This is a genomic window from Mycolicibacterium parafortuitum (genome assembly GCF_010725485.1).
Taxonomy (GTDB): domain Bacteria; phylum Actinomycetota; class Actinomycetes; order Mycobacteriales; family Mycobacteriaceae; genus Mycobacterium.
Genome location: NZ_AP022598.1, coordinates 107,337 through 128,748, shown reverse-complemented (window position 1 = coordinate 128,748; position 21,412 = coordinate 107,337). Strand labels below are relative to the sequence as shown.

The window sequence follows — 21,412 nt, the reverse complement described above, 5'->3', positions numbered from 1 at the left end:
GACGGGGGAGGCATCGGGGGATGTCCCGCGAGGGCGCAGCGCAGAAGTCGGTCCGAATCGTGACCATCGACGACCACGACGTGGTGCACGCCGGGATCCAGGCGTGGTGTGCGGAGGCGGACCCGCCGATCGAGCTCGTGGAGAGCTTCATGCGGCCTGCGGAGTTCTTCATCACCTATTCCGGCGAGGCCGACGACATCGACGTGGTGCTGCTGGATCTGCAGATCGAGGGCAACCGGCCGGACTTCGACGCGCTGGCCGAACTCACCGCAGCGGGTCGGCGCGTGATCGTGTACTCGCACATCACGACCGACGAGGTCATCCTGACCTGTCTGGAACTCGGCGCGGTGACCTATCTGGTGAAGTCCGAGGGAAAACGCCACCTCATCGACGCGATCCACTCGGCACACTCCGCCACGCCCTACGTCGGCCCGCGGATGGGCAAGGCGATGCTGAACGACGACACCGTCGGTCGGATCAAGCTGACCGAGCGCGAGAAACAGGTGCTGGTGGCGTGGTTCCAGACCGAGAGCAAGGACCTCGTCGCCGAGCGGTTGTACATCGCACCGACGACCGTGCGCACCCACCTGCAACGGGCCAGGGCCAAGTACGCCGCAGCCGGGCGGCCGGCGTCGACCAAGTCCGCGCTGCTCGCGCGCGCCATCGAAGACGGGATCCTGAGCTTGAAGGATCTCTACTAGCGAAATCGTCCGTTCGGCCGACAGACGCCGGCGCGGCGCGGCCCATAACATCTGCTGTGCTCGGGGGAGCCGATGTGGTCGCCGGATGCGGTCCGGTGGTTCGGCGGACAAGGGGGGTGCGCCGAACCGCCGGGCGCTCCGGTGGCCACATCGCCCACCGACGTCACCGAGGCCCACACCTCACTAGACTGTCCCGGTGGATTCTGCAGCTCCCCGCCCTGTGTTGATCGTCGACTTCGGCGCGCAGTACGCGCAGCTCATCGCGCGACGCGTCCGCGAGGCGAGAGTCTTCTCCGAGGTCGTCCCGCACACCGCCGGAGTCGACGAGATCAAGGCGCGCAACCCGCGGGCCATCGTGCTGTCCGGCGGTCCGTCCAGCGTGTACGCCGACGGGGCGCCGCAACTCGACCCGGCGCTGTTCGACCTCGACATCCCGGTGTTCGGTATCTGCTACGGGTTTCAGGCGATGGCGCAGGCGCTCGGCGGCACGGTGGCACGTACCGGGACCAGCGAGTACGGCCGCACCGAGCTGAACGTCGCCGGCGGAGAACTGCATGCCGACCTGCCCGCGGTCCAACCGGTCTGGATGAGCCACGGCGACGCGGTCACCGCGGCGCCCGAGGGTTTCGACGTGGTGGCCACCAGCAGCGGCGCCCCGGTCGCCGCCTTCGAGAACCGCGCCCGGCGGCTGGCCGGTGTGCAGTACCACCCGGAGGTTCTGCACAGCCCGCACGGACAGCAGGTGCTGAGCCGCTTTCTGCACGACTTCGCCGGCATCGACGCGACGTGGACTCCGGCCAACATCGCCGACGCCCTCATCGAGCAGGTGCGCACCCAGATCGGCGACGGGCGCGCGATCTGCGGGTTGTCCGGGGGTGTCGATTCCGCGGTGGCCGCAGCGCTGGTACAGCGCGCCATCGGCGACAGGCTCACCTGCGTGTTCGTCGATCACGGGCTGCTGCGTGCCGGTGAGCGGGCACAGGTGCAGCGCGATTTCGTCGCCGCCACCGGTGCCAACCTGGTGACCGTCGACGTCGCCGACCGGTTCCTGGAAGCCCTGTCAGGGGTGACCAACCCCGAAGGCAAGCGCAAGATCATCGGCCGGGAGTTCATCCGTGCCTTCGAGGGCGCGGTGCGCGACACCCTGGGCGCGGCTGACGGTGAGGTCGAGTTCCTCGTACAGGGCACTCTGTACCCGGATGTGGTGGAGTCCGGCGGGGGAAGCGGCACGGCGAACATCAAGAGCCATCACAACGTCGGCGGACTGCCCGACGACCTGAAGTTCTCCCTCGTCGAACCGCTGCGGCTGCTGTTCAAGGACGAGGTCCGCGCTGTCGGCCGGGAACTCGGACTTCCGGAGGAAATCGTTGCGCGGCAACCCTTCCCGGGGCCGGGCCTCGGTATCCGGATCATCGGGGAGGTGACCGCCGATCGGCTCGACACCCTGCGCCGCGCCGACGCGATCGCCCGCGAGGAGCTCACCTCGGCGGGTCTGGATCACCAGATCTGGCAGTGCCCGGTGGTCCTGCTCGCCGACGTCAGGTCGGTGGGTGTGCAGGGTGACGGACGCACCTATGGACACCCCATCGTGCTGCGGCCGGTGTCCAGCGAGGACGCCATGACCGCGGATTGGACCCGGGTGCCCTATGAAGTGCTGGAACGGATTTCGACCCGGATCACCAACGAGGTGCCCGAGGTGAATCGGGTCGTGCTCGACATCACGAGCAAGCCGCCGGGCACCATCGAGTGGGAGTGACTACTCGCCCGCGGCTTCGGCATCGCGGGTGATCAGGTCACCCAGGAGTCGGGCGACGACCGATTCGACTGCCGACTCGATCGAAAACGCCAGCGTGGCACCGACGGCGGAGACCGCCTGGGTGCGGAAGCGCACCAACGTCGTTATCAGCTCGGCGACTTCGACGTCATCGGGCATCGCCGCACCCGGGTTGATCTTGTCCACCACTTCGTCGAGGCCTGCCTGCACCAGGATCGCACTGATCTGATCCAGCAGCGGGCTCACCTGCTCGTGGACGTCGATCACCTTGTCGAGGGCCATGCCGTACTGCCGGATCTCGATGAACGCCTCCACCAGGGTGGGCCGCACGATGGTGGCGTGGTCGTGGTCGAGCCGGATGATCCCGAGACCGACCAGCCGGTCGAAGCCGGCCTGGTCGTCGATCAGCCTGCGCGCCTGGGAGATCAGCATCCGCTGCGGTTTCTCGGTGGCCCAGCTTCCCGCGATCGCGGACTCCAGGCCGAGCATGTCACCCAGATCCTTGCCCTGCTCCCACGCCGTCAGCATCTCTTTGACGTGGGCGATGTTGTAGCCGCGGTCGAGCATCGACGTGATGAGCCGCAGCCGGGTCACATGCGTGTCGTTGAACAACGCGATGCGCCCCACCCGCAGTGGCGGATGCAGCAGCCCGCGGTCCCGGTACACCCGGATGTTGCGGGTCGTTGTGCCCGCCAGCCGCGCAAGCTCCTCGATCCGGTACTCACCGGATTCGGCGCCGCCGTGCGGCTTGACCGCGGCGTCGAACAACTGCGACACCGCGCTCTCGACCACATCGCGGGAGCCGCGGCGCAGCCGGCGCAAGATGGTCTGGATCGGGCCGGACATATCAGCGAAGATATCGCGCATCGCGGCCGCGGGCATCGCCGAAGACGATGGTGTCCACATGGTGCTCCACGCCGTCGCTGGTGCGGACACCGACCGGGCTGAACGTGGCGATCGGCCAGTCGATCAGCTTGCAGTCGGCTTGTTGTAAGGCAGGGTAGTAATCGCTGGACACCAGCATCTCGGCCGCCTCGAGCGGATGGTCCGGGGTCAGCTGGCGGCGAAGCCACGGATCTGCCACCTGGGTGCGTAGATGTGCCTGGGCCAGGCGGGCGATACCCCACTGCAGCACCGGCGCTTTGGTGAACTCCGCGGGGACCGGATAGGGCAAGATCCAGCGTGGCGCGCACTGGAAGACCTTGACGAATGCGGCGATGCCTGTCAGTTCGGGGACGATCCGCACGGTGTGCGAGTCGGTACCGACGACCGCGACCCGCTTGCCGGCGAAATCGTAACCCTGGTGCCAGGATTCGACGCGGATCCGGTCGCCCCGGTAGGTGTCGACGCCGCGCAGGTCCGACGCGGTCATGTCAGGCTGCCGGTTCGTGGGTGAGTTCGTTGAACCAGCTCGGGATCGGCCTGAGCAGTTTCCTGGGATAGCGCTCGGAGACCCAGACCAGGGAATTGGCGAGCAGATGGTAGGGATGGCCCGGGTTCACCACGGCGGCGGCGTGCCGCTTGAGTACCTGGTAGGTGGGCACCCGGTGAGTGAATTCGCCTCGCTCACCCAGGGTTTGGAAGCGCTTCACCGCGTTGTAGAGGCGTTCGGGTTCCAGGCCCATGCCGACGATCTCGTTGCGGATCCGGTTGAGCAGCGGGATGTACATGATCGCCCCGATGATCAGTCCGGGGCTGGCGACGGTTGCGACGAACTCGATCGCCAGCCGGCGCAGGTCGGCGTGCCCGACCATGTTCAGCACCTCGAAATCGACGGCGATGTGCCGGGATTCGTCGTTGTTGATCTTCTCGAACACCTGATGGCAGACCGGGTCGTCGACCTCCTCCAGGAGGAACTTCAGCAGTGCCCCGTCGAGGGCGACCTCAAGCATCGGGATGACGGTGCCGAGCACCGACAACGACATGTCGTCGGCGTAGCTGTCCAGCCAGTCCATCGCCAACCGGATGTTCACGTTGGGTTCCGGGGGTTCGGGATCCAACCCGTCGTCGAGCATGCCCCACCGTTTCATCAGTGCCAGTTCGGCGTTGGCGTGGCGTTGCTCCTCGGCGTGGAAGTAGCGGTAGATCTCGGCGATCGTCGGGGTGGGCGCCTTCTTGGCGAGTGCGGCGAAACCGCGCGCGCCGATGTTCTCGATCCAGCACAGGTCGGCCATGAAGGCCTTGAGCTTCGGACGCTGCTCCTCGGTGATCATCTCCGCGCCGGGAGCATTCCAGTCGATGTCGGCCAGTGCCCACTGCCGGTCCTTGATCTTGGCCAGCATCGCGTCCATGTCGATCGCCATCTTCGGATGCAACTCCCAATGGTGGCATTTGTCAATGTCGCTATTTCGCAGTGGCATGGTCGGAGGCGGGCCGCTCTTGTTGACGCTTGTCGGTGGGGAGGTGTTTACTGGCGGCATCGAACAAAGTTTCGAAGAATATATGAGTCGGATGGGGTGAAAGGTGCAGCTGTGACGACACCGCAGAGCGTGAACCGGTGTCCCGCTACGCGCGCTGAACAGGTAGAACAGCTTCGCAAACAGATCGCGTCGATCTCCGGCAGGGTGGGCGCGAACCGTCGGGGAGCGACGCCCGCGGCAGCGCCGACGTCGCCATCTGCGCCTCCGGATAGTTTGCTGCCGATGCCCGATTCGCTGGCTGAGGTGCTTCCGGATTCGTTGCCGCGCGGAACCGTGGCGGTGGCATCTGGGGCGCGTTCGCTACAGCTGAGCATGGTGGCGGCCGTGACAGCGGCCGGGGGTCACGTCGCGATCATCGGTCAGCCCGATGTCGGTCTGTTGGCCGCGGCGGAGATGGGCGCCGACCTGAGCCGGATCGCGGTGATCCCGGAACCGGGGGCCGATCCGGTGGAGGTGGCCGCGGTACTGATGGATGGGATGGACCTGGTGGTCCTGGGCCTCGGAGGTCGGACGGTGCCTGTGGGAAGGGCCAGGGCGGTGGTGGCCAGGGCTCGGCAGCGCGGCTGCACGCTGCTGGTCACCGATGGCGACTGGCAGGGAGCCTCCGCGCGGTTGGACGCCCGCGTCAGCGGCTACGAGATCGCCGGCGGCCGGGACGGGAAACCCACCCCGGGATGCGGCCGGATCAGCAGGGTGCGGTTGGCCATGCGGGCCAGGGGTCGCTCGGTCGGGCATCCCGCACGCGCCGTGGGCGGATGAGATGGCAGGCAGGGTGCTCGCCCTCTGGTGTATGGACTGGCCCGCCGTCGCCGCCGCGGCCTCGGTCGGTCTGCCACCGACGGTGCCGGTCGCGGTCACGCTGGCCAACCGGGTCATCGCGTGCTCGGCGGCGGCGCGGGCCGCGGGGGTGCGGCGGGGGCTGCGGCGGCGGGAGTCGCAGGCCCGGTGCCCGGAGTTGCACGTCGCGGCCGCCGATCCGGCACGCGACGCCCGGCATTTCGAGAACGTCACGCTCGCCGTGGACGATCTGGTGCCACGCGCGGAGGTGCTGCGCCCCGGCCTGCTGGCACTGTCGATCCGCGGAGCAGCCAGGTACTTCGGCTCCGAGCAGACCGCTGCGGAACGACTGGTCGACGCGGTGGCCGCCGCGGGCGCCGAATGTCAGGTCGGTATCGCCGACCAACTGCCCACGGCGGTCTTCGCGGCCCGGGCGGGCAGGATCATCGACCCCGGCCGGGACGCGCCGTTCCTGTCGACGCTGTCGATCCGGCAGTTGGCGTCCGAACCCAGTCTGGCCGGCGTCACGCGCGAAGAGCTGGTGGATCTGCTGTGGCGCATGGGAATCCGCACGATCGGCCAGTTCGCCGAGTTGTCCCGCAGCGACGTCGCGTCCCGGTTCGGCGCCGACGCGGTCGCCGCGCACCGCATCGCGCGCGGGGAGCCCGCGCGCGGGCCGTCCGGGCGGGAGCCGGAAGAAGAGCTCGACGCGGTGATGAACTGCGATCCGCCCATCGAACGGGTGGATGCGGCGGCCTTCGCGGGACGCTCGCTGGCCGGCGTGCTGCACCGCAGCCTGGAGGCGGCCGGGGTGGGTTGCACCCGGTTGGCGATCCATGCGGTGACGGCCAACGGTCAAGAGCTGGAACGGGTCTGGCGGTGCGCTGAACCGCTGACCGAGGACGCCACAGCAGACCGAGTGCGCTGGCAGTTGGACGGCTGGCTGAACCGGCGCAACCCGGGAGACCGGCCGTCCGCCCCGATCACCGTGCTGCGCCTGCGCCCGGTGGAGGTGGTCTCGGCTGAGGCCATGCAGTTGCCACTGTGGGGTGGCATCGGGGAGGAGGACAGGCTGCGGGCGCGGCGGGCGCTGGTGCGCGTGCAGGGTCTGCTGGGTCCGGACGCCGTCAAGGTTCCGGTGCTCAGCGGTGGCCGCGGTCCCGCCGAACGCATCACCTTCACGCCGTTCGGGGACGAGCTTGTGCCCCAGGCGAATCCGGAGCAGCCGTGGCCGGGACGGCTGCCCGAGCCGTCGCCGGCCGTACTGCTCGACGACCCGGTCGAACTGTTCGACGCCGACGGTGCCCCGGTGCGGGTCACCGGTCGCGGACTGTTCAGCGCCGTGCCGTTCCGGCTGCAGGCACCCGGGCGGTCGGGACAGTTGTCGTGGTGGGCAGGTCCGTGGCCGGTCGACGAACGGTGGTGGGATCCGTCGTCGAAGAGCGGCAGGACGGCCAGAGCGCAGGTGCTGCTGGATTCGCAGAAGGCGCTGTTGCTGTGCTACCGGCAGAGGAGGTGGTATCTGGAAGGGGTCTACGAATGATCCAGCTGCCGGGCGAATCTGCCCACCCGCGCGATGAACCGGTCGAAGAAGGCGGCGGGATCGACTTCGGTGCCGATGAGCGCATTGGGCTGCCTGCCCCAGTGCCCGCTCCAGTCCGCGATCGTCATGCCGCGGGTCAGCGTGCCGGTCAACTCCACGTCGACCGGGGCGGGCCGGTACCGCACCAGGGTGGTGTCGAGCGCGACCGCGGCGGCCAGTGGATCGTGCAGATGAGCCAGGTATCCCTCGCCCTGGTCGTGATGGAACTCGAAGTAGAACCGCATCGCGTCCTCGAGCACCCGGATCAGCGGGTGAGACGCCGTCGACGCGGTGCCGCGTGGATCGAGCGCCGACATCGGGGTCGAGGAGGACCCGGCGGCCTCGGCGAGCCGGCCCAGCAGCTCCGGGGTCATCACCGCGTGCTCGGTCAGGTTGAGCCCCAACACGATCGGCAGATGCTCGGCGCCGGACGAGGTCCATGCCGCGAACACCTCGGCGGCCGACTCCGGGTCGACGTGGGTGTTCCACTCGGCCACCGGTGTGGTGTTGCCGCGGTAGTCGAACGCGCCGCCCATGATCACCAGGCGCTTCAACAGGCGGGGCAGCGCGGGTTCGGCCCGCAGCGCCAGCGCCAGGTTGGTCAGCGGTCCCGTCGCGATCCCGATCAGCTCACCGGGATGGTCATGCGCCGCCCGCACCCAGGCCTGCGCGGCGTCATGGTCGGTGAGCTCGGTGCGCGGCGACTGCAGCTTTGCGTAGCCCATACCTTCGGGACCGTGGGTGTCCTCGGCGGTGCGCAGCGGCGCGACGAGTGGGGTCTGCGAACCCTGCGACACCGGGACCCCGGTGATTCCGCACAACTCCAGCAGGGCCAGGTTGTTGCGGCACACGTCGTGCACACCAACGTTTCCCGCCGTCGACGCGATACCGACCAGCTCGGCCTCGGGGCTGGCGAACAGGTATACCAGGGCCATCGCGTCGTCCACGCCGGTGTCGACGTCGACGAAGACGGGGTGACGCGCGCCGCTCACCAGTGCACGCCGGGGAACAGCCGCACGGCGCGCTTGACCGGACCGGGGATGCGCACGGACGGTACGGGGGACTGTGTGATTCGGGACTGTGTGGTTCGGGACTGCCGGGGGGACTGCACCGTGTCATCCTCGGTGATCCCGCGCGCCGCAGCCGAATCGGGGTAGCCCAGATACAGCTGGTGCAGGAACCGGCGGGCGAGCTTCGGCGTGAGATACATCCCGAAGTCGGCGAAGGTGCCGATCGGGGTGTCGATGCGGGCGGGTTTGTCGACCAACCCGCGGACCACCATCGCCGCGGCGTGCTCGGCCGAGATCGCCGGGGCCGGATTGAGCCGGCCCGACGGCGCGATCATCGGTGTCTTCACCAGCGGCATATGGATGTTGGTGAACGTGATGTGGTCCGAAAGCGTCTCGGTGCCGACGACGTCGGCGAACGCATCCAGGGCCGCCTTCGACGGGATGTAGGCGCTGTAGCGCGGGTTGTTGGCCTGCACGCCGGCGCTGGAGACGTTGACGACGTGCCCGAACCGGCGCTCCCGCCAGTGCGGCAGCAGCGCCAGCACCATCCGCACCGCGCCGAAGTAGTTGACCGCCATCACCCGTTCGTAGTCGTGCAGCCGGTCGGTGGAGGCCACCACGGAACGCCGGATCGAGCGGCCGGCGTTGTTGACCAGATAGTCGACGTGGCCGAACCGGCCGAGGATGTCCTTGACGGTGTGCTCGACCGCCGACGAATCGGTGACGTCACAGGTGAACGCGTGCGCGTCCCCGCCGGCCGCGCGGATCTCGGCGATCAGGTCGTCGAGCGCCTCGGCGTTGCGCGCGAGCGCGAACACCGTCGCGCCTCGGCCGGCGACCGCGATCGCCGAGGCCCGGCCGATCCCGCTGGACGCTCCGGTGATGACGACGTGCTTGCCGACCAGCGGTCCCGCCGGGTCGTCGCGGCGGGCCCGGTTCGGGTCGAGGTGCTCGGCCCAGTAGCGCCACAGCCGCGGCGCGTAGGCCGCGAAGTCCGGAACCTGAATCCCGAGCCCGTGCAGTGCGGCGTCGGTGTGTTCGGAGGTGAACGTGGGTGCGCGGTCGACGATGTCGAGGATCTCGCCGGGGATGCCCAATTGGGTGGCGGCCATGTTGCGGATCACCCGCGCGCTGCCGCGCACCTGCAGCAGCGGCGCGGCGGTCGCGCGGGGCAGCGACCCGATCAGGGGCGGCAGGCCCGCCACAGACGCCACGGCGCGGTAGATGCCGTGCAGGCCGACCGATTTCGGCGCGGTCAGGTGGAACGTCTGGCCGTCCCGGCCTGGGAGGTGGATGAGGGCGGCGACCGCGTCGACGACGAAATCCACCGGCACGATGTTGGTGCGCCCGACGTCGGGCAGCATCATCGGCGTGAACCGGGGCAGGGCCGCCAGCGCCGCCAGCACCGGGAAGAAGTAGTACGGCCCGTCGACCTTGTCGATCTCACCGGTGCGGGAGTCGCCGACCACCACGGCGGGACGGTAGATGCGCAACGGCAGCCCGTCGGCCGCGCGCACCAGGGCTTCCGCCTCGAACTTGGTGCGGTGATACGGCGTCGGCAGGTTCTGGCCGACGTCGAAGTCGTCCTCGGTGTACACACCGCCGAAGTCCCCGGCCACCGCGATCGACGAGATGTGGTGCAGCGTCGCGCCGAGGCGGCGGGTCACCGCGATCACCCCGCGGGTGCCGTCGACGTTGGCGGCGCGCTGCCGGTTCTCGGGGGCGGTGAGGTCGTAGACCGCGGCGCAGTGCACCACATGGTCGATGTGTCCGAGCTCGGCGACGGTGGTGTCGGTCAGCCCGAGGTCGGGAAGGGTGAGGTCACCGACGAGCGGTTGCACGCGCTCGTCCCAGTGCTGCGCGAGGCGTTCGAACCGGCCGACGGAGTCGCGGCGCACCAGCACGTGCACCGCGGCGGTGTCCGGGCGGGCCAGCAATCGGGTGACCAACCGGCTGCCGATAAACCCGGTACCGCCGGTAACGACATAGCGCATGCGGACATGCTCGCCTCGCCCCGGGTTGTCCGTCAATTGTAGATTCTCAAAACCGGTGTCATATTCTCACGATGGCTGTCATGTCGATTTCATATATGACATGAATCTGAGACAACTTCCCGATGGGCGCCTGGCGTGAAATGGATTGGCCGGTCAGATCAAATGCCCTACTAGTAGGGCTAAGATTGGCGAGTGGACGAGGTCAACGAGGGCGGAGCTGAACTTTCTACAGGAGCCGGTCGTGCGGGAGTTTCGGAGCGCCGGCGTCGTTACGTCGGATCGCGGATCACCCACCTGCGGGAAGATTGTGGACTCAGTCTGGAGGAACTGGCGCGCCGGGTCGGACTCTTGGCCGGCGTCATGAAAGCTGTCGAAAGTGGTAGGCGCGGAGTCGCCTTTGAATGCTTGATCGATATTGCCAACGAGCTCGGTGTGACTGCTTCCGAACTTGTCGACGGTATGGAGTAGCGGTCCGGGCTAGCGGACGTTGCCGTCAAGTTGTGCGTGCCTGATAACTTAAAGACGTGCCGACCCGCCCCAGCCAGGACGATCCCAAACGCGTGAAAGTTTGGGAGAGGCGGCGTCGTGCAGTGGGTGCGCGCATCGTTGAACTACGCATCGAACGTGGCCTGACGCAGGAGGAACTCTCGTTCAAGTCCGGGGTCTCCCGGAACATCATCATCGATGTCGAGTTTGGTAGACGAGGGCTTCTTTACGAACGACTTGGTGACTTGGCGAAGGCGTTAGGCGTGACGGCTTCCGACTTGCTCGAGGGCATCAAGTAGCGCAGTTTGCATTTCGACTGTCGGATACGGTCGGTATCGCCGAGTCCGAGCGTCGTCAGGCGGCCGCGGCCGCCGACGCCCTGGTCTCCTGGGGCGACCCGATCTATCTGGACGGCCGGAACCCGTTGGAGGTATTGGTTACCAATCAGATGTACCTACATCAGGTGGCGCTCGCGCTGGCCGCCGAACGACGCCAAAACCCGGGCGACGATCTGTTCAGTGCGTTGGTGCATGCCGAGATCGAGGGTGCCCGGCTGACCGATCTTATGAAGGCGTTGACCGACAACCCGGACCAACGCGCCTGGCTGCTGGCCGGATTCGACGAGCGCATCGGCACCGCCGTCGACGAGTTCATCCGCTGGGCCACCCCGGTGATGACCTTCCGGCGTACCGCGGCCACCGATTGCGAACTCGGCGGCGCACAGATCAGTGCGGGGGAGAAGGTGGTGATGTTCTACTCGTCGGCCAACTGGGACAGCGCGGTGTTCACCGACCCGCACCGCCTCGATCTGGGTCGGCACCCCCATCCGCACGTCGGATTCGGCGGGGCGGACGACATTTCTGCCTCGGCGCGCACGTCGCCCGAGCGCAGCTGCGAGCCATCTTCGGGGAGTTGTTGCGCCAGATCCCGGATATCGAGGTCGGCGAACCGTCCTATTTGGCAGACGACTTTCGTGCACGCGGTCCGCGCGCTACCCTGTAACTTCTAGCGCGCTCTTATCACCCGCAGGGTTCGAGAATCCGGTCTCGAAGGATCGCCAGCGTCTCCGGACGCAAACCGGAGGCCAGCAGCCAACTCGCAGCCCCTCCGCGCTCCTCGTACATGTCAAGCACCGTCTCGATGGCTTCTGCGGGCGCACTGAGTGCCTCTGGAATGGTCAGCAAAAGCGCGCGCAGCTTCGCCGCAGTATCGGGCTCAAGTTGCTCGATGCGCGACATGACAGCAGTCATATTCGATTCGGTCTCGATATAATCGGCCACAATCCATCGTCGCTCTACGCCGAGTGCGGCTAGGACCGTAGCGATCAGAATGCCAGTGCGATCTTTGCCGGCGGCGCAGTGGACGAGAATGGGTGACTTTGACCCAGCGAGTACCTCAAGAGCCTCGACAATCGCATCACGTGCACCATCCAAGATGGCGATGTAAAGCGATCCGATCCCGCCGACGGCCGGCACATGAGTTGCATCGAAACTTGTGAGGTTCAACCGACTCGAGAGCGGAATCCGATGGACACGGACGCCGAAGTCTTCCAATGGGTGCGAGGTCGCGTATTCAGTCGGCGATCGAAGGTCGATGACGGTGGCGGGTGGCCAGTGATCTGCCGTGCACTGTGAATCCCCCTCTGCCGGGGCATCGCTTCGCCACAAGATGCCGGAGCGAATCCTTTCCGAACCCGCGTAGCCATGAACCTCGCGAATGTTCTGCGGTCCGGGGCGTTGGATCTCTGCGGTCTCGCGATCGTCGTAACGCTGAAGCGCATCTTCCATGCCTGGATCGTAACGATGCTTTTCGGCTGTGCACGACCAGAGACCGAATCAGCTTGATGGAAGGACATGTCGATCCTGCACATCACCAAGGAACCTGAGATGTACCGTTGTATGTCGTCGAACTGTTCACCCTCAGGACGCATTCGAAGCGGACGGGCCGTCCCACGTTCCAAGGCGACCGCGTCGCAGGATGGGGTGCAGCACATCCGGGACCGGTTTAGCCATCGTGTTGAAACAGGTTATCGTTCAACAATGTTGACTGTTGTTGTGACCATGAAACCAAAGCGCGACGACGTCGCCGAGTTCGAAAAAAACCTTGCCGAGCTCTTAGAACGCGTCAAGAGCGAGCCGGGCTGTGTTGGCGTCACTTGGGGGCCAGTCGTAGACCAGGATGTGTACGCGATTGTCGAATCGTATGCGGATGAGGCTGCGCGCGAGGTGCATCTGAGGTCGGAAGCGCTCGCCGAGTACGGCCCGGTCCTTGCAGGCTTGCTCGACGGCGCGCCCTCATCTTTCGTCTTCGCGCACAGCGCGGCCGGCGAAAGCGCTTAACACCGGTTGTGAGTGATTGACATCACGTATAGACGCCGTATATGGTCACGGCCATGAAGTCGATGTCTGCCTCTGCTCTGGTCCGCGATGTCTCTGATCTGACCGCTGAATGGGCGACGGAAGCGCTGTCCGCCGAACGTCCGGGCTTAACGGTGTCCTCGCTGGAAGTGGATCGGATCATCTGGGGCTCGGCGACCAAGGTGTTCGCTCGGTTGACCTATGTTGGTGACTCGCAGGGCCTTCCCGAGCGTGTGTGCATCAAGGGTGGATTCGATGAGCGCAGCCGTGCGTTCGGTTTGGGCTCCGCCTACGAACTTGAGGGCGCCTTCTTTAGGGATCTGTCCCCGGTGCTCACCGTTGAACATCCCAAAGGGTTCTACGCCGCAAGCGAATCGGACCAGGGCATTGTCATCATGGAGGATCTCACTGTTCGCGGCGCCGAGTTTTGCGACGCGGTGACCGTGTGGGGTGTCGATGCTGCAGCTCAGACGCTGGAGTTGCTCGCAAACCTGCATGCCGAGACGTGGGGTACGAAGCCGGGCCGGTTCGAGTGGATGCCGGTGGGTGTCGAGGCGGCGCGGCAGGCATTCCAGGTGATGCTGAGCCCTGAGATGTTCGGGCCTCTGGTGTCCCGCGATGAGGTGCCGGAGCTGCCGGCTCACATGCAGGACGGCGACTACGTACGCGCAGCCTTCGCGGCCCTGTGGAAATACGACGACGCGTCGACACATACCATCAATCACGGTGATGCTCATACCGGCCAGTTGTACCGAATCCCCGGCGGCCGAACGGCCTACCTGGACTGGCAAACCGCATGTCTGGCACCTTGGGCACACGACGTCGCATACTTCCTGGGATCAGCTCTCGAACCGGAAGAGCGACGCGCACAAGAGCGAAGTCTGTTGGCGCACTATCGCGATACGCTTGCCGCGGCCGGTGGACCGACCCTGACCGAAGACGAGCTGTGGGAAGAGTACCGTCGGCATAGTCTGCACGGTTTCTTCTGGATGTGCGTACCCACGGTTATGCAGCCATCGGAGGTCGTCACTGCGATGACCCGCAGGTATGCGGCGCAGATCGAGGATCTCGACCCCTTTGAGCTCCTGGGTATGAGTCACTGATCAACGCGGTTACGCAGCAGGAAATACGCTGCGTGGCGTCGAGGCACCGCGGGTCATGTCGCGCCCGTGCAGTGCCCTTCGGCGTTCTGCCACAACCGTTTCGGTAGAGTCTGCGAAATCAGCATCCGCGGTCGGCAGAAACTGTGCGTCGTGCGCGATGTCGGCGGGGCCTTCGTATTGAAGGCCCCGCCGATCTTCGCTCGGGGTCTTACCTCGGAATGCGATCGATCGCGTCGGTGAGCAGCGCGCCATAGTGGGTGAATAGTTCGTCGGCCCCCGGCATCGTGGCGGCGCCGAAGACCATTGCGGTTGTCACCTTCACCAGATTGAAGGCTTGGAAGAACTCCCAGGCGGCGATCGGCCGACCTGCGCAGGCCTCGTATGCGGCGATGAATTCCTGTTCTGACGGCACACCGTCGACGGGCTCATCGACAGGGTTCAGGGCGTCGGCGAATAGGACGAGCAACGCCAGGTCGGATTCGTTATGGCCCAGAAAGCTCAACTCCCAGTCCAGTACCGCCGACACTTGCGGCCCATCGAACATGCAGTTGGCGAACTGGGCATCACCGTGCACGAGGCGCGCGGTGTACGGGTCGGGTTGGACCGCGATCAGACGATCGTGTGCCCGACGCAGGAACTCCATCTTGTCTGGGGTGGGAGAGGCCAACGACGCCTCCTTGAACCACCACGACAGTTCCCGCTCGATGGCGGTGGGGCCGGTTCCTCGTCTCGTCAGATGCGGGACCTGGTCCGGACCGATGTTCGCTGCGTGGAGCCTTCCGTGATAGTCGGCGACCGCCAGCATCATTGATTTACGTGTGGCGGGATCGGCGTCTTGCAGAATTCCCTCGGCATAGATGCTTGACGGCGGGCATTGCCCGTGCACCCGGTTGGTGATGTAGCTGGGCCGGCCGAAAAAGTCTCCTGTGAAGTCATGCCATCGTGCTACAGGCGCCGGCAATCCTGCGTTGTTCACTGCGATGATGGTTTGGAATTCGTCGTCGAATCGCTTCTGCTTGATCAACGGAGTATCGGTTTCGTAGCGCAGTACCAGTTCAGATGTGGTGGTTTGGGACCCGTTGTCGAGATCGGCGGTGAAGAACAGAATTCCGTTGCTCGCGCCGGCACCGCTCGGTTTTGCGAGATCGCGAATCCCGTTGACTCCATTGATGTCCTTCTGCGCCAGCAGGAATCTTTCAATGGTTGCGGGGTCGAACTCCACACTCGTGGCTTTTGCCGCCGCAGCCTGGTTGTCGAATGCGGTGCGGTTACGTTGCTTGGTGCTGGCTTGTGTCATTTCGGTGGTCATTGCATTCCTCAGAGGCGGTGATCGGCTGTTTGGGACAAACCTGATTCGGTGGCGTGCAGGCTGCCGTCTTCGGCGGTGGGGATGTAGGTACCGCGGCCAGGATTGGGGGAGACTTCCAGATTCTGGAATCCCGGCGATCCGCCCCAGCTGATTTCGGCGATGGAGCAGGTGGCGAAGGTTCCCTCGCCAAGGGGATTGACAAAGCCCTGCACGACGGATGCGGGGACCTGGATCTTCTCCCCGCTCGCAAGCGTGAGAATGGTCTGCGAGCCCATGCTGGTGAAACCGTCTGCATCCAGGGTGGTCAGCACGCGCACATCGACGACATCCTCGGTATGGCCGTTGCGCGCGATGAAGCCACCGACCGCAGAGCCCCTGCCGCGCAGGGTGATGGCGTGCGAGGCGAAGCTGAACTCCGGTCCGATGGTGCCGCTGGACAGGCGGTACCGGTGGAACTCGATCATCGAATGGTCACGGAACCCCCAGGAGCGATCTCGATGGGCGAGTCCGTCGATGGTGTATGAGCGGGTGCCGATACGAATCTGACCGCGGATGCGGCCGGAGCACTCCAGGTGGCCACCCGCGTTCACATTCTTCATCACTTCTGATGAATGGCCGGGCCAGCCGCGGGGCTCGTAGAAGCTCTTGTAAAACTCCAGTTCGGCCGCGGTGTCGCCCTCGTCCCACTGGTAGCGCATGCGCTTGTCCCCGAGGCTGAGGGCGCTGTGCCCGTCGACATGCTGGCCGGCATCGGTGCGGTTCGTCGCGGTGATGTGTCGGTCGTTGATGAACGAGTCGTTGAGGGTGAATCGTTCACCGCCGAGTTCGAAGACCATCAGCATCACCTGAGCAGTGCCCTGGTTGGGGCGCATGCCGATGCGGTGGTAGCCGCCGATGCCGGCTGCCGCATCGTAGAACCAGTAGCAATCGCTTTCCTGCCAGCCGTCTTCGGGCCCGACCTCGTGGGGTCGATCCCAGGATTCGTCGTAAGTCATCGGATGCCTTTCGGTGATCGTTCGTGAAATATGTTGTGGCTGAGCGCTGTCCGCGATCACCCGGTCAGGGAGCGACCGCTGGTATCGATGACGAGCTTCCCCCGGGTCCGTCCATGGCTGATCGCTTCATGAGCTCGACCAGCATCCTCAAGGGTGAACACGCGGGAAACGTGCGGTGTCACTGCTCCTCGATGCACTGCGTCGGCCACGTCATGGAGGCACTGTCCGTCTGTCGAGACGACGACCATCTGCGTGCGAATGTCAGGCGGTGCACCTGACAACGACGCGGAGGAGACCGTAATCAACGCACCGCCAGGACGAATGACCGTGTAGAGGGAGTCGAGATGGTCCCCACCGAACATGTCCAGCACCAGATCAACCGGATGAATGCTGTTCTGCCAGTGTGCCTGTGAACGGTCGACAGACTCTGCGCCAAGCGATCGGACGAAGTCGACGTTCTCCGTCGACGTCAACGCCACGACCTGTGCGCCTCGGTCGCGCGCAATCTGCACTGCGAGGTGGCCGACCCCGCCGGACGCGGCGGTCACGAGCACTCTCTGGCCCGACGTGAGGCGACCCGCGTGAATGAGTGCTTGCCAGGCCGTCATTGCCGCCATCGGTAGGCCGGCTGCTTCGACATCACTGAGTCGGCTAGGAGTGTGGCAGATGTGTGCCACGGGCGCGCAGACATATTCGGCGTACGCGCCCGCTGATCGCGGAAAGTTGACCATGCCGAAGACGCGGTCGCCTGGCTTGAATTTCGCTACTCCGCGCCCGATTTCAATGACGTCGCCGGCGACATCCCATCCGGGTATCCATGAGTTCGGGTCTAGCTGCGGATGGGGCGTCAGAAACGTCGCTGCCCCGCGACCGATCCTGGACTTGACGTCCACGGGGTTGACCCCTGCGGCAGAAACTCGGATGAGCACCTCGCCGGGAATCACCGTTGGCCGTGGTACGGCATGGACTTCCAACGCGGTGAGCGCGGTGTTGGGCCGCGCGATCACCGCCCTCATCGGGGCTGGCGCGGTGCCCGCTGCCGGTGCGTCGGCGGTCCTGCTCGTGGCCGCGCTCATCGTGATTCATCCGCGCGATGCGAAGTGCGCATTGTGTCGACTCGATGGTCGATGTGTCGGTGCGTCGAGAATCTCTGAGACACGGGACAGGCAGGCATGGGGTGAACTCCTTCGGGTTCCGCACTCGACCCACTGGCATGGCAGGGTGGCGTACACAGTCACCGTAGCTGTGGCTCAGGACACAGTCAACGTGTCCGATCGAGGTGTGTGGACACACTGTATGGTTGGGCGGGTCGAGCTGATTCTGGAGGAGGCCCATGGTCGCGCATTCGCATCATCTCTATGGCCGACGCTCAGATGGCACGTTGGCGGCATTCTGTTCGGCAACCCGGGAGCTACTGGTAGCGAGATCTTTTCGCGACATCACGGTCGCGGAGATCATTTCGTGCACGCCGTACGCCCGGTCGAGCTTCTACCACTACTTCGACAGCAAGGACGACGTGCTGGTTTCGCTGGCGGCGTCTGTGTTGGCGGGCATGCGCCGCGATCCGGGCGAATGGGCCCTCCGATTGTGTGCCGACGACATGGGCACCCGTTCTGAAAGTTGGAGCGAGGTCTTTGCGCTCTGGTCGCGCCATGACGCCATCCTCGGTGCCGTCATCGAAGAGGTGCACAGATCGCCGGCCATTGCGGCGCTATGGCAGAAGGCAGTGGGGAAGGTTGTCGCAACGGTCGCCGTTCAGGTCCGATCACGTTGTGCGGCAGATGAAGTTAAGTCGGCATCCGCCGAAACCATTGCTGCGATCGTGGTGTGCGGTATCGAGCGGATACTCTACGTCAGCAGTCGTGGTGTCGAGCCGCGGTTTCCTGATGTTCGAGCCACCGCTGAGGCATTGGATTGGCTGATGTCCGCGCTGCTAGGTCGCACGACGCCGCTGCAGGCTTCGCGCTGGACCGCTTCAGTGTCCAACGATTCTGCTGACAGTTTCGAAATAGAAACCCAGAACAGTTCTTTCGTCACAGCGACGTCGGCTACCGCCATCCTGGAAGCCATGCGGATCTTGTTGCTCGATTGCTCGGTGGATAAGCTGAGCGTCGCGCGAATCACTCGGCACGCGAAGGTGTCGCGGTCGACATTCTATTTCTATTTCGAGAGCAAGGAAGCAGCATTCGTCGCCCTCTATCGGGACGTCGCAGACACTGCCGCAATGGCCTTGCATCGGCTGCATGCCATCGATCGATCGGACGCAACGCAGCTTGCAGATGCGCTCGTACGATGGCTGCGCATCGACGAACACTCAATGGCCGTCATGCGAAGCGTCCTGCATGAGTGGCCACGCGCACCCGAACTGCGACTCATCTATCAAACCGGAATGGCCGCCCAAGTGGCATCCCTGGAAGCGCTGATAGTCAAGGACCGAGCTGCAGGGTTGGCACCCGCCGGCCCGCCGGCCGGCGAGCTGGCTGCAGTGCTGCTGTGGACGATGGAAAGGGCGGTTGCCGGCGCGCTGGCCGCACAACCCGACATGACGGACCTGGAGACTGTCGTCTCCTGCCTGGTCGAGCTCTTTGCAGCGGTGGTCTACGGCCGGTCTTGATCCGCGCCGAACGGGTGGGTGGTGGTCATTGCAGCGCCGCGGCGCGACTCTCCCGGAGAGCGCCGGTCTGTAAAGAACTACGGGCCGGACGCAAACGCGTCCGGCCCGTGGTCCTTCATGGATCAGCTCAGCGTTTCGCCGGCGGCAGCACGTGTCACCAAGGACTCCGGCGGCTGGAAGTGGTCGCCGTAGCGTTCGGCCAACTGACGGGCACGGTCGACGAAACCTTGCAGACCGCCGGGATATCCGTTGATGTACTGCACCACGCCACCGGTCCACGACGGGAAACCGATCCCGAACAAGGACCCGATGTTGGCATCCGCCACCGAGTTCAGCACCCCCTCATCGAAGCACCGCACCGTGTCGATCGCCTCGGAGAACAGGAACCGTTCCTTGAGATCCTCGAACGGGATGTCGGCGCCGGCCTCGGTGGTGAAGTGCTCACGGATCCCGGGCCACAGCCGGGTACGGCGGCCGTTCTCGTCATATTCGTAGAACGCACCTCCGGTGGATCGGCCCTTGCGGTCGAACTCGTCGATCATCCGGTCGAAGACCACGGCGCAGCCATGCTCGACCCAGGTACCCCCAGCGGCCTCCAGTGCAGCGCGGTTCTCCTGCCGGATCTTTCGCGGCAGCGTCAGCGTCAGCTCGTCGAGCAACTGCAGCGGTGGGGCCGGGTAACCGGCCTGCAGGCCGGCCTGTTCGATGACACTGGGATCGACACCCTCGCCGACCGCGGCCATGGCCTCTTCGATGAATCGGCCGATCACCCGGCTGGTGAAGAAACCACGGCTGTCGTTGACGACGATCGGCGTCTTACGGATCTGCAGCGTGTAATCGAACACCTTGGCCAGGGTCGCGTCCGAAGTGTTCTTGCCGGTGATGATCTCGACAAGCGGCATCTTGTCCACAGGAGAGAAGAAATGGATCCCGATGAAGTCCGCCTGCCGCTGCACGCCTTCGGCCAGGGTGGTGATCGGCAGAGTCGAGGTGTTGGATCCCAGCACGGCGTCGGGTTTGACGATGTCCTGAATCTCCTGGAAGACACGCTGTTTGAGCTCTACGCTCTCGAAGACCGCTTCGATGACGAAGTCGACGCCGGCGAAGTCCTTCGGATCGTCGGTCGCAGTGATCAGGTCCAGCACCGCCTGGGACTGCTCGGCTGTCTTGGTGCCGCGCGAGACTGCTTTGGCCTCCAGTTTCTCGGCGTATTGCTTACCGCGACGCGCACCCTCGATGTCGACGTCTTTGAGTACCACCTCAATGCCGGCCAGGGCGGACACGTACGCGATGCCGGCGCCCATCATGCCGGCGCCCAGGATGCCGACCTTGGTGGCACGGAACGTCTCGTACCCTTCGGGGCGGCTCTTGCCGGCGTTGATGGCCTGCAGATCGAAGAAGTACGCCTTGATCATGTTCTTGGCGACCTGGCCGGTGGCCAGTTGCACGAAATAGCGGGTCTCGATCAGTGCGGCCGTGTCGAAGTCGACCTGCGCGCCCTCGACCGCGGCGGCCATGATGGCCCGCGGCGCTTCCAACGGTGCACCCTTGAGCTGCTTACGCAGCGCGGCCGACAGCACCGAGACGGTCGCCGGGATGCCGCCTGGGATGGCATAACCGGGGCGGTCCCAGGGTTGTCCGGCGGTCGGGTTGGCCGCGATCCACGCCTTGGCGGCCGGCAGTAGGTCCTGCACCGAGTCCACGGTCTGGTCGATCAGGCCGAGCTTGGCCGCCTTGGCGACACCGAGCCGCGGACCCTGCAAAAGTACGTCGTTGAGTGCACTTTCGATGCCGAGCATCCGCACCGAACGGACGATGCCACCACCGCCGGGCAGCAGGCCGAGGCCCACCTCGGGAAGACCGACGATGACACCACGAGCGTCCACCGCAATCCGGTGATGGGTCGCCAGCGCAATCTCGAGTCCGCCACCGAGCGCGGCACCATTGATCGCTGCGACCACCGGCTTACCCAGGGTCTCCAGCCTGCGTAGCTGGCTCTTGACCCGATTGGTATGGGCGGTCATCTCCTCGGCATCTTCGGGTTTCGCCGCGAGTAGTTCATTCAGGTCGCCCCCGGCGAAGAAGGTCTTCTTGGCCGAGGCGATGACGACACCGGTGATGGAGTCCCGCTCGTCCTCCAGGCGCTGCACCGCCGCGCCCATCGAATCGACATAGCGGGTATTCATCGTGTTGGCGGACTGCTGGGGGTCGTCGAGAGTCAATACAACGACGCCGTCGGCGTCCTGATCCCAACGGATGGTTTCGAATTCGCTCATGTCTTCCGTCTTCC

18 protein-coding genes and 2 pseudogenes are annotated in these 21,412 nt (G+C 65.4%); 10 read left to right on the top strand and 10 right to left on the bottom strand.

Annotated features, from left to right (window positions below; all coding sequences use genetic code 11):
• Window positions 1–20 precede the first annotated feature (20 nt).
• Together NTM_RS00570 and guaA are read left to right on the top strand one after the other, a co-directional pair.
• A complete protein-coding gene (locus tag NTM_RS00570; RefSeq protein WP_163765124.1) occupies window positions 21–701 on the top strand; it encodes a response regulator in 681 nt (226 codons plus the stop codon).
• 196 nt (window positions 702–897) lie between these two features.
• The gene (gene guaA / locus NTM_RS00565; RefSeq protein ID WP_163765123.1) at window positions 898–2,457 is read left to right on the top strand and encodes a glutamine-hydrolyzing GMP synthase; all 1,560 of its coding nucleotides are present in this window, start codon (window positions 898–900) and stop codon (window positions 2,455–2,457) included.
• On the opposite strand, the gene NTM_RS00560 is transcribed toward guaA, so the two are convergent.
• The 3 genes and pseudogenes from NTM_RS00560 to NTM_RS00550 all read right to left on the bottom strand — a co-directional run bounded on the left by NTM_RS00560 (window position 2,458) and on the right by NTM_RS00550 (window position 4,778).
• The gene (locus NTM_RS00560) at window positions 2,458–3,321 is read right to left on the bottom strand and encodes a MerR family transcriptional regulator (protein ID WP_163765122.1); all 864 of its coding nucleotides are present in this window, start codon (window positions 3,319–3,321) and stop codon (window positions 2,458–2,460) included.
• A 40-nt stretch (window positions 3,322–3,361) separates the two neighbouring features.
• Window positions 3,362–3,850 (bottom strand): annotated as a pseudogene (locus tag NTM_RS00555) (NAD(P)/FAD-dependent oxidoreductase); the annotation flags it as partial.
• A complete protein-coding gene (locus NTM_RS00550) occupies window positions 3,849–4,778 on the bottom strand; it encodes a ferritin-like domain-containing protein (RefSeq protein WP_163765120.1) in 930 nt (309 codons plus the stop codon). The pseudogene NTM_RS00555 and the gene NTM_RS00550, both read right to left, overlap by 2 nt.
• 168 nt (window positions 4,779–4,946) lie before the next feature.
• Between NTM_RS00550 and imuA' the strand changes: the two genes are divergently transcribed.
• Together imuA' and NTM_RS00540 are read left to right on the top strand one after the other, a co-directional pair.
• Window positions 4,947–5,654, top strand: coding sequence for a DnaE2-dependent mutagenesis accessory factor ImuA' (imuA', locus tag NTM_RS00545; RefSeq protein ID WP_163765119.1), 708 nt, complete (start codon window positions 4,947–4,949; stop codon window positions 5,652–5,654).
• A gap of 1 nt (window position 5,655) precedes the next feature.
• Window positions 5,656–7,215 (top strand): DNA polymerase Y family protein, encoded by a 1,560-nt coding sequence (locus NTM_RS00540; RefSeq protein WP_163765118.1) that lies wholly within the window; start codon window positions 5,656–5,658, stop codon window positions 7,213–7,215.
• Here the strand turns inward: NTM_RS00540 and NTM_RS00535 are convergent.
• Window positions 7,206–8,246 (bottom strand): nucleoside hydrolase, encoded by a 1,041-nt coding sequence (locus tag NTM_RS00535; RefSeq protein WP_163765117.1) that lies wholly within the window; start codon window positions 8,244–8,246, stop codon window positions 7,206–7,208. The genes NTM_RS00540 and NTM_RS00535 overlap by 10 nt on opposite strands.
• A complete protein-coding gene (locus NTM_RS00530; RefSeq protein ID WP_163765116.1) occupies window positions 8,243–10,258 on the bottom strand; it encodes an SDR family oxidoreductase in 2,016 nt (671 codons plus the stop codon). The genes NTM_RS00535 and NTM_RS00530 overlap by 4 nt, the downstream gene beginning before the upstream one ends.
• 192 nt (window positions 10,259–10,450) lie before the next feature.
• On the opposite strand from NTM_RS00530, the gene NTM_RS00525 reads away from it, so the two are divergent.
• The 3 genes and pseudogenes from NTM_RS00525 to NTM_RS00515 all read left to right on the top strand — a co-directional run.
• On the top strand, window positions 10,451–10,726 hold the full coding sequence (locus tag NTM_RS00525; protein WP_163765115.1) for a helix-turn-helix domain-containing protein: 276 nt from the start codon (window positions 10,451–10,453) through the stop codon (window positions 10,724–10,726).
• A 56-nt stretch (window positions 10,727–10,782) separates the two neighbouring features.
• Window positions 10,783–11,043: a helix-turn-helix domain-containing protein gene (locus NTM_RS00520; RefSeq protein WP_163765114.1), complete on the top strand. Its 261-nt coding sequence runs from the start codon at window positions 10,783–10,785 to the stop codon at window positions 11,041–11,043.
• 17 nt (window positions 11,044–11,060) lie between these two features.
• Window positions 11,061–11,753: pseudogene (locus NTM_RS00515) on the top strand (cytochrome P450); the annotation flags it as partial.
• A 10-nt stretch (window positions 11,754–11,763) separates the two neighbouring features.
• Here the strand turns inward: NTM_RS00515 and NTM_RS00510 are convergent.
• Complete coding sequence (locus NTM_RS00510; protein ID WP_163765113.1) at window positions 11,764–12,531, bottom strand: tyrosine-protein phosphatase; 768 nt, start codon at window positions 12,529–12,531, stop codon at window positions 11,764–11,766.
• Between the two features lie 66 nt (window positions 12,532–12,597).
• Here NTM_RS00510 and NTM_RS00505 point away from each other — a divergent pair, with 66 nt between their 5' ends.
• Together NTM_RS00505 and NTM_RS00500 are read left to right on the top strand one after the other, a co-directional pair.
• A complete protein-coding gene (locus NTM_RS00505) occupies window positions 12,598–13,083 on the top strand; it encodes a putative quinol monooxygenase (RefSeq protein ID WP_163765112.1) in 486 nt (161 codons plus the stop codon).
• Window positions 13,084–13,136: 53 nt separating this feature from the next.
• Complete coding sequence (locus NTM_RS00500; protein ID WP_163765111.1) at window positions 13,137–14,204, top strand: phosphotransferase; 1,068 nt, start codon at window positions 13,137–13,139, stop codon at window positions 14,202–14,204.
• 208 nt (window positions 14,205–14,412) lie between these two features.
• Here the strand turns inward: NTM_RS00500 and NTM_RS00495 are convergent, their stop codons facing one another.
• From NTM_RS00495 to NTM_RS00485, 3 genes are read right to left on the bottom strand one after another with little or no spacing between them, the layout of a single operon-like run.
• Window positions 14,413–15,513 (bottom strand): phosphotransferase family protein, encoded by a 1,101-nt coding sequence (locus NTM_RS00495; RefSeq protein ID WP_163765110.1) that lies wholly within the window; start codon window positions 15,511–15,513, stop codon window positions 14,413–14,415.
• 8 nt (window positions 15,514–15,521) lie between these two features.
• Window positions 15,522–16,568 carry a DUF7064 domain-containing protein gene (locus tag NTM_RS00490; protein WP_163765109.1) on the bottom strand — a complete coding sequence of 349 codons (1,047 nt, stop codon included), beginning with the start codon at window positions 16,566–16,568 and terminating at the stop codon, window positions 15,522–15,524.
• Window positions 16,565–17,584 (bottom strand): NADP-dependent oxidoreductase, encoded by a 1,020-nt coding sequence (locus NTM_RS00485; RefSeq protein WP_163765108.1) that lies wholly within the window; start codon window positions 17,582–17,584, stop codon window positions 16,565–16,567. The genes NTM_RS00490 and NTM_RS00485 overlap by 4 nt, the downstream gene beginning before the upstream one ends.
• 257 nt (window positions 17,585–17,841) lie before the next feature.
• Between NTM_RS00485 and NTM_RS00480 the strand changes: the two genes are divergently transcribed.
• The gene (locus NTM_RS00480) at window positions 17,842–19,122 is read left to right on the top strand and encodes a TetR/AcrR family transcriptional regulator (protein ID WP_163765107.1); all 1,281 of its coding nucleotides are present in this window, start codon (window positions 17,842–17,844) and stop codon (window positions 19,120–19,122) included.
• 122 nt (window positions 19,123–19,244) lie between these two features.
• Here NTM_RS00480 and NTM_RS00475 read toward each other — a convergent pair whose 3' ends face one another.
• Window positions 19,245–21,398 carry a 3-hydroxyacyl-CoA dehydrogenase NAD-binding domain-containing protein gene (locus NTM_RS00475; protein ID WP_163765106.1) on the bottom strand — a complete coding sequence of 718 codons (2,154 nt, stop codon included), beginning with the start codon at window positions 21,396–21,398 and terminating at the stop codon, window positions 19,245–19,247.
• Window positions 21,399–21,412: the final 14 nt, after the last annotated feature.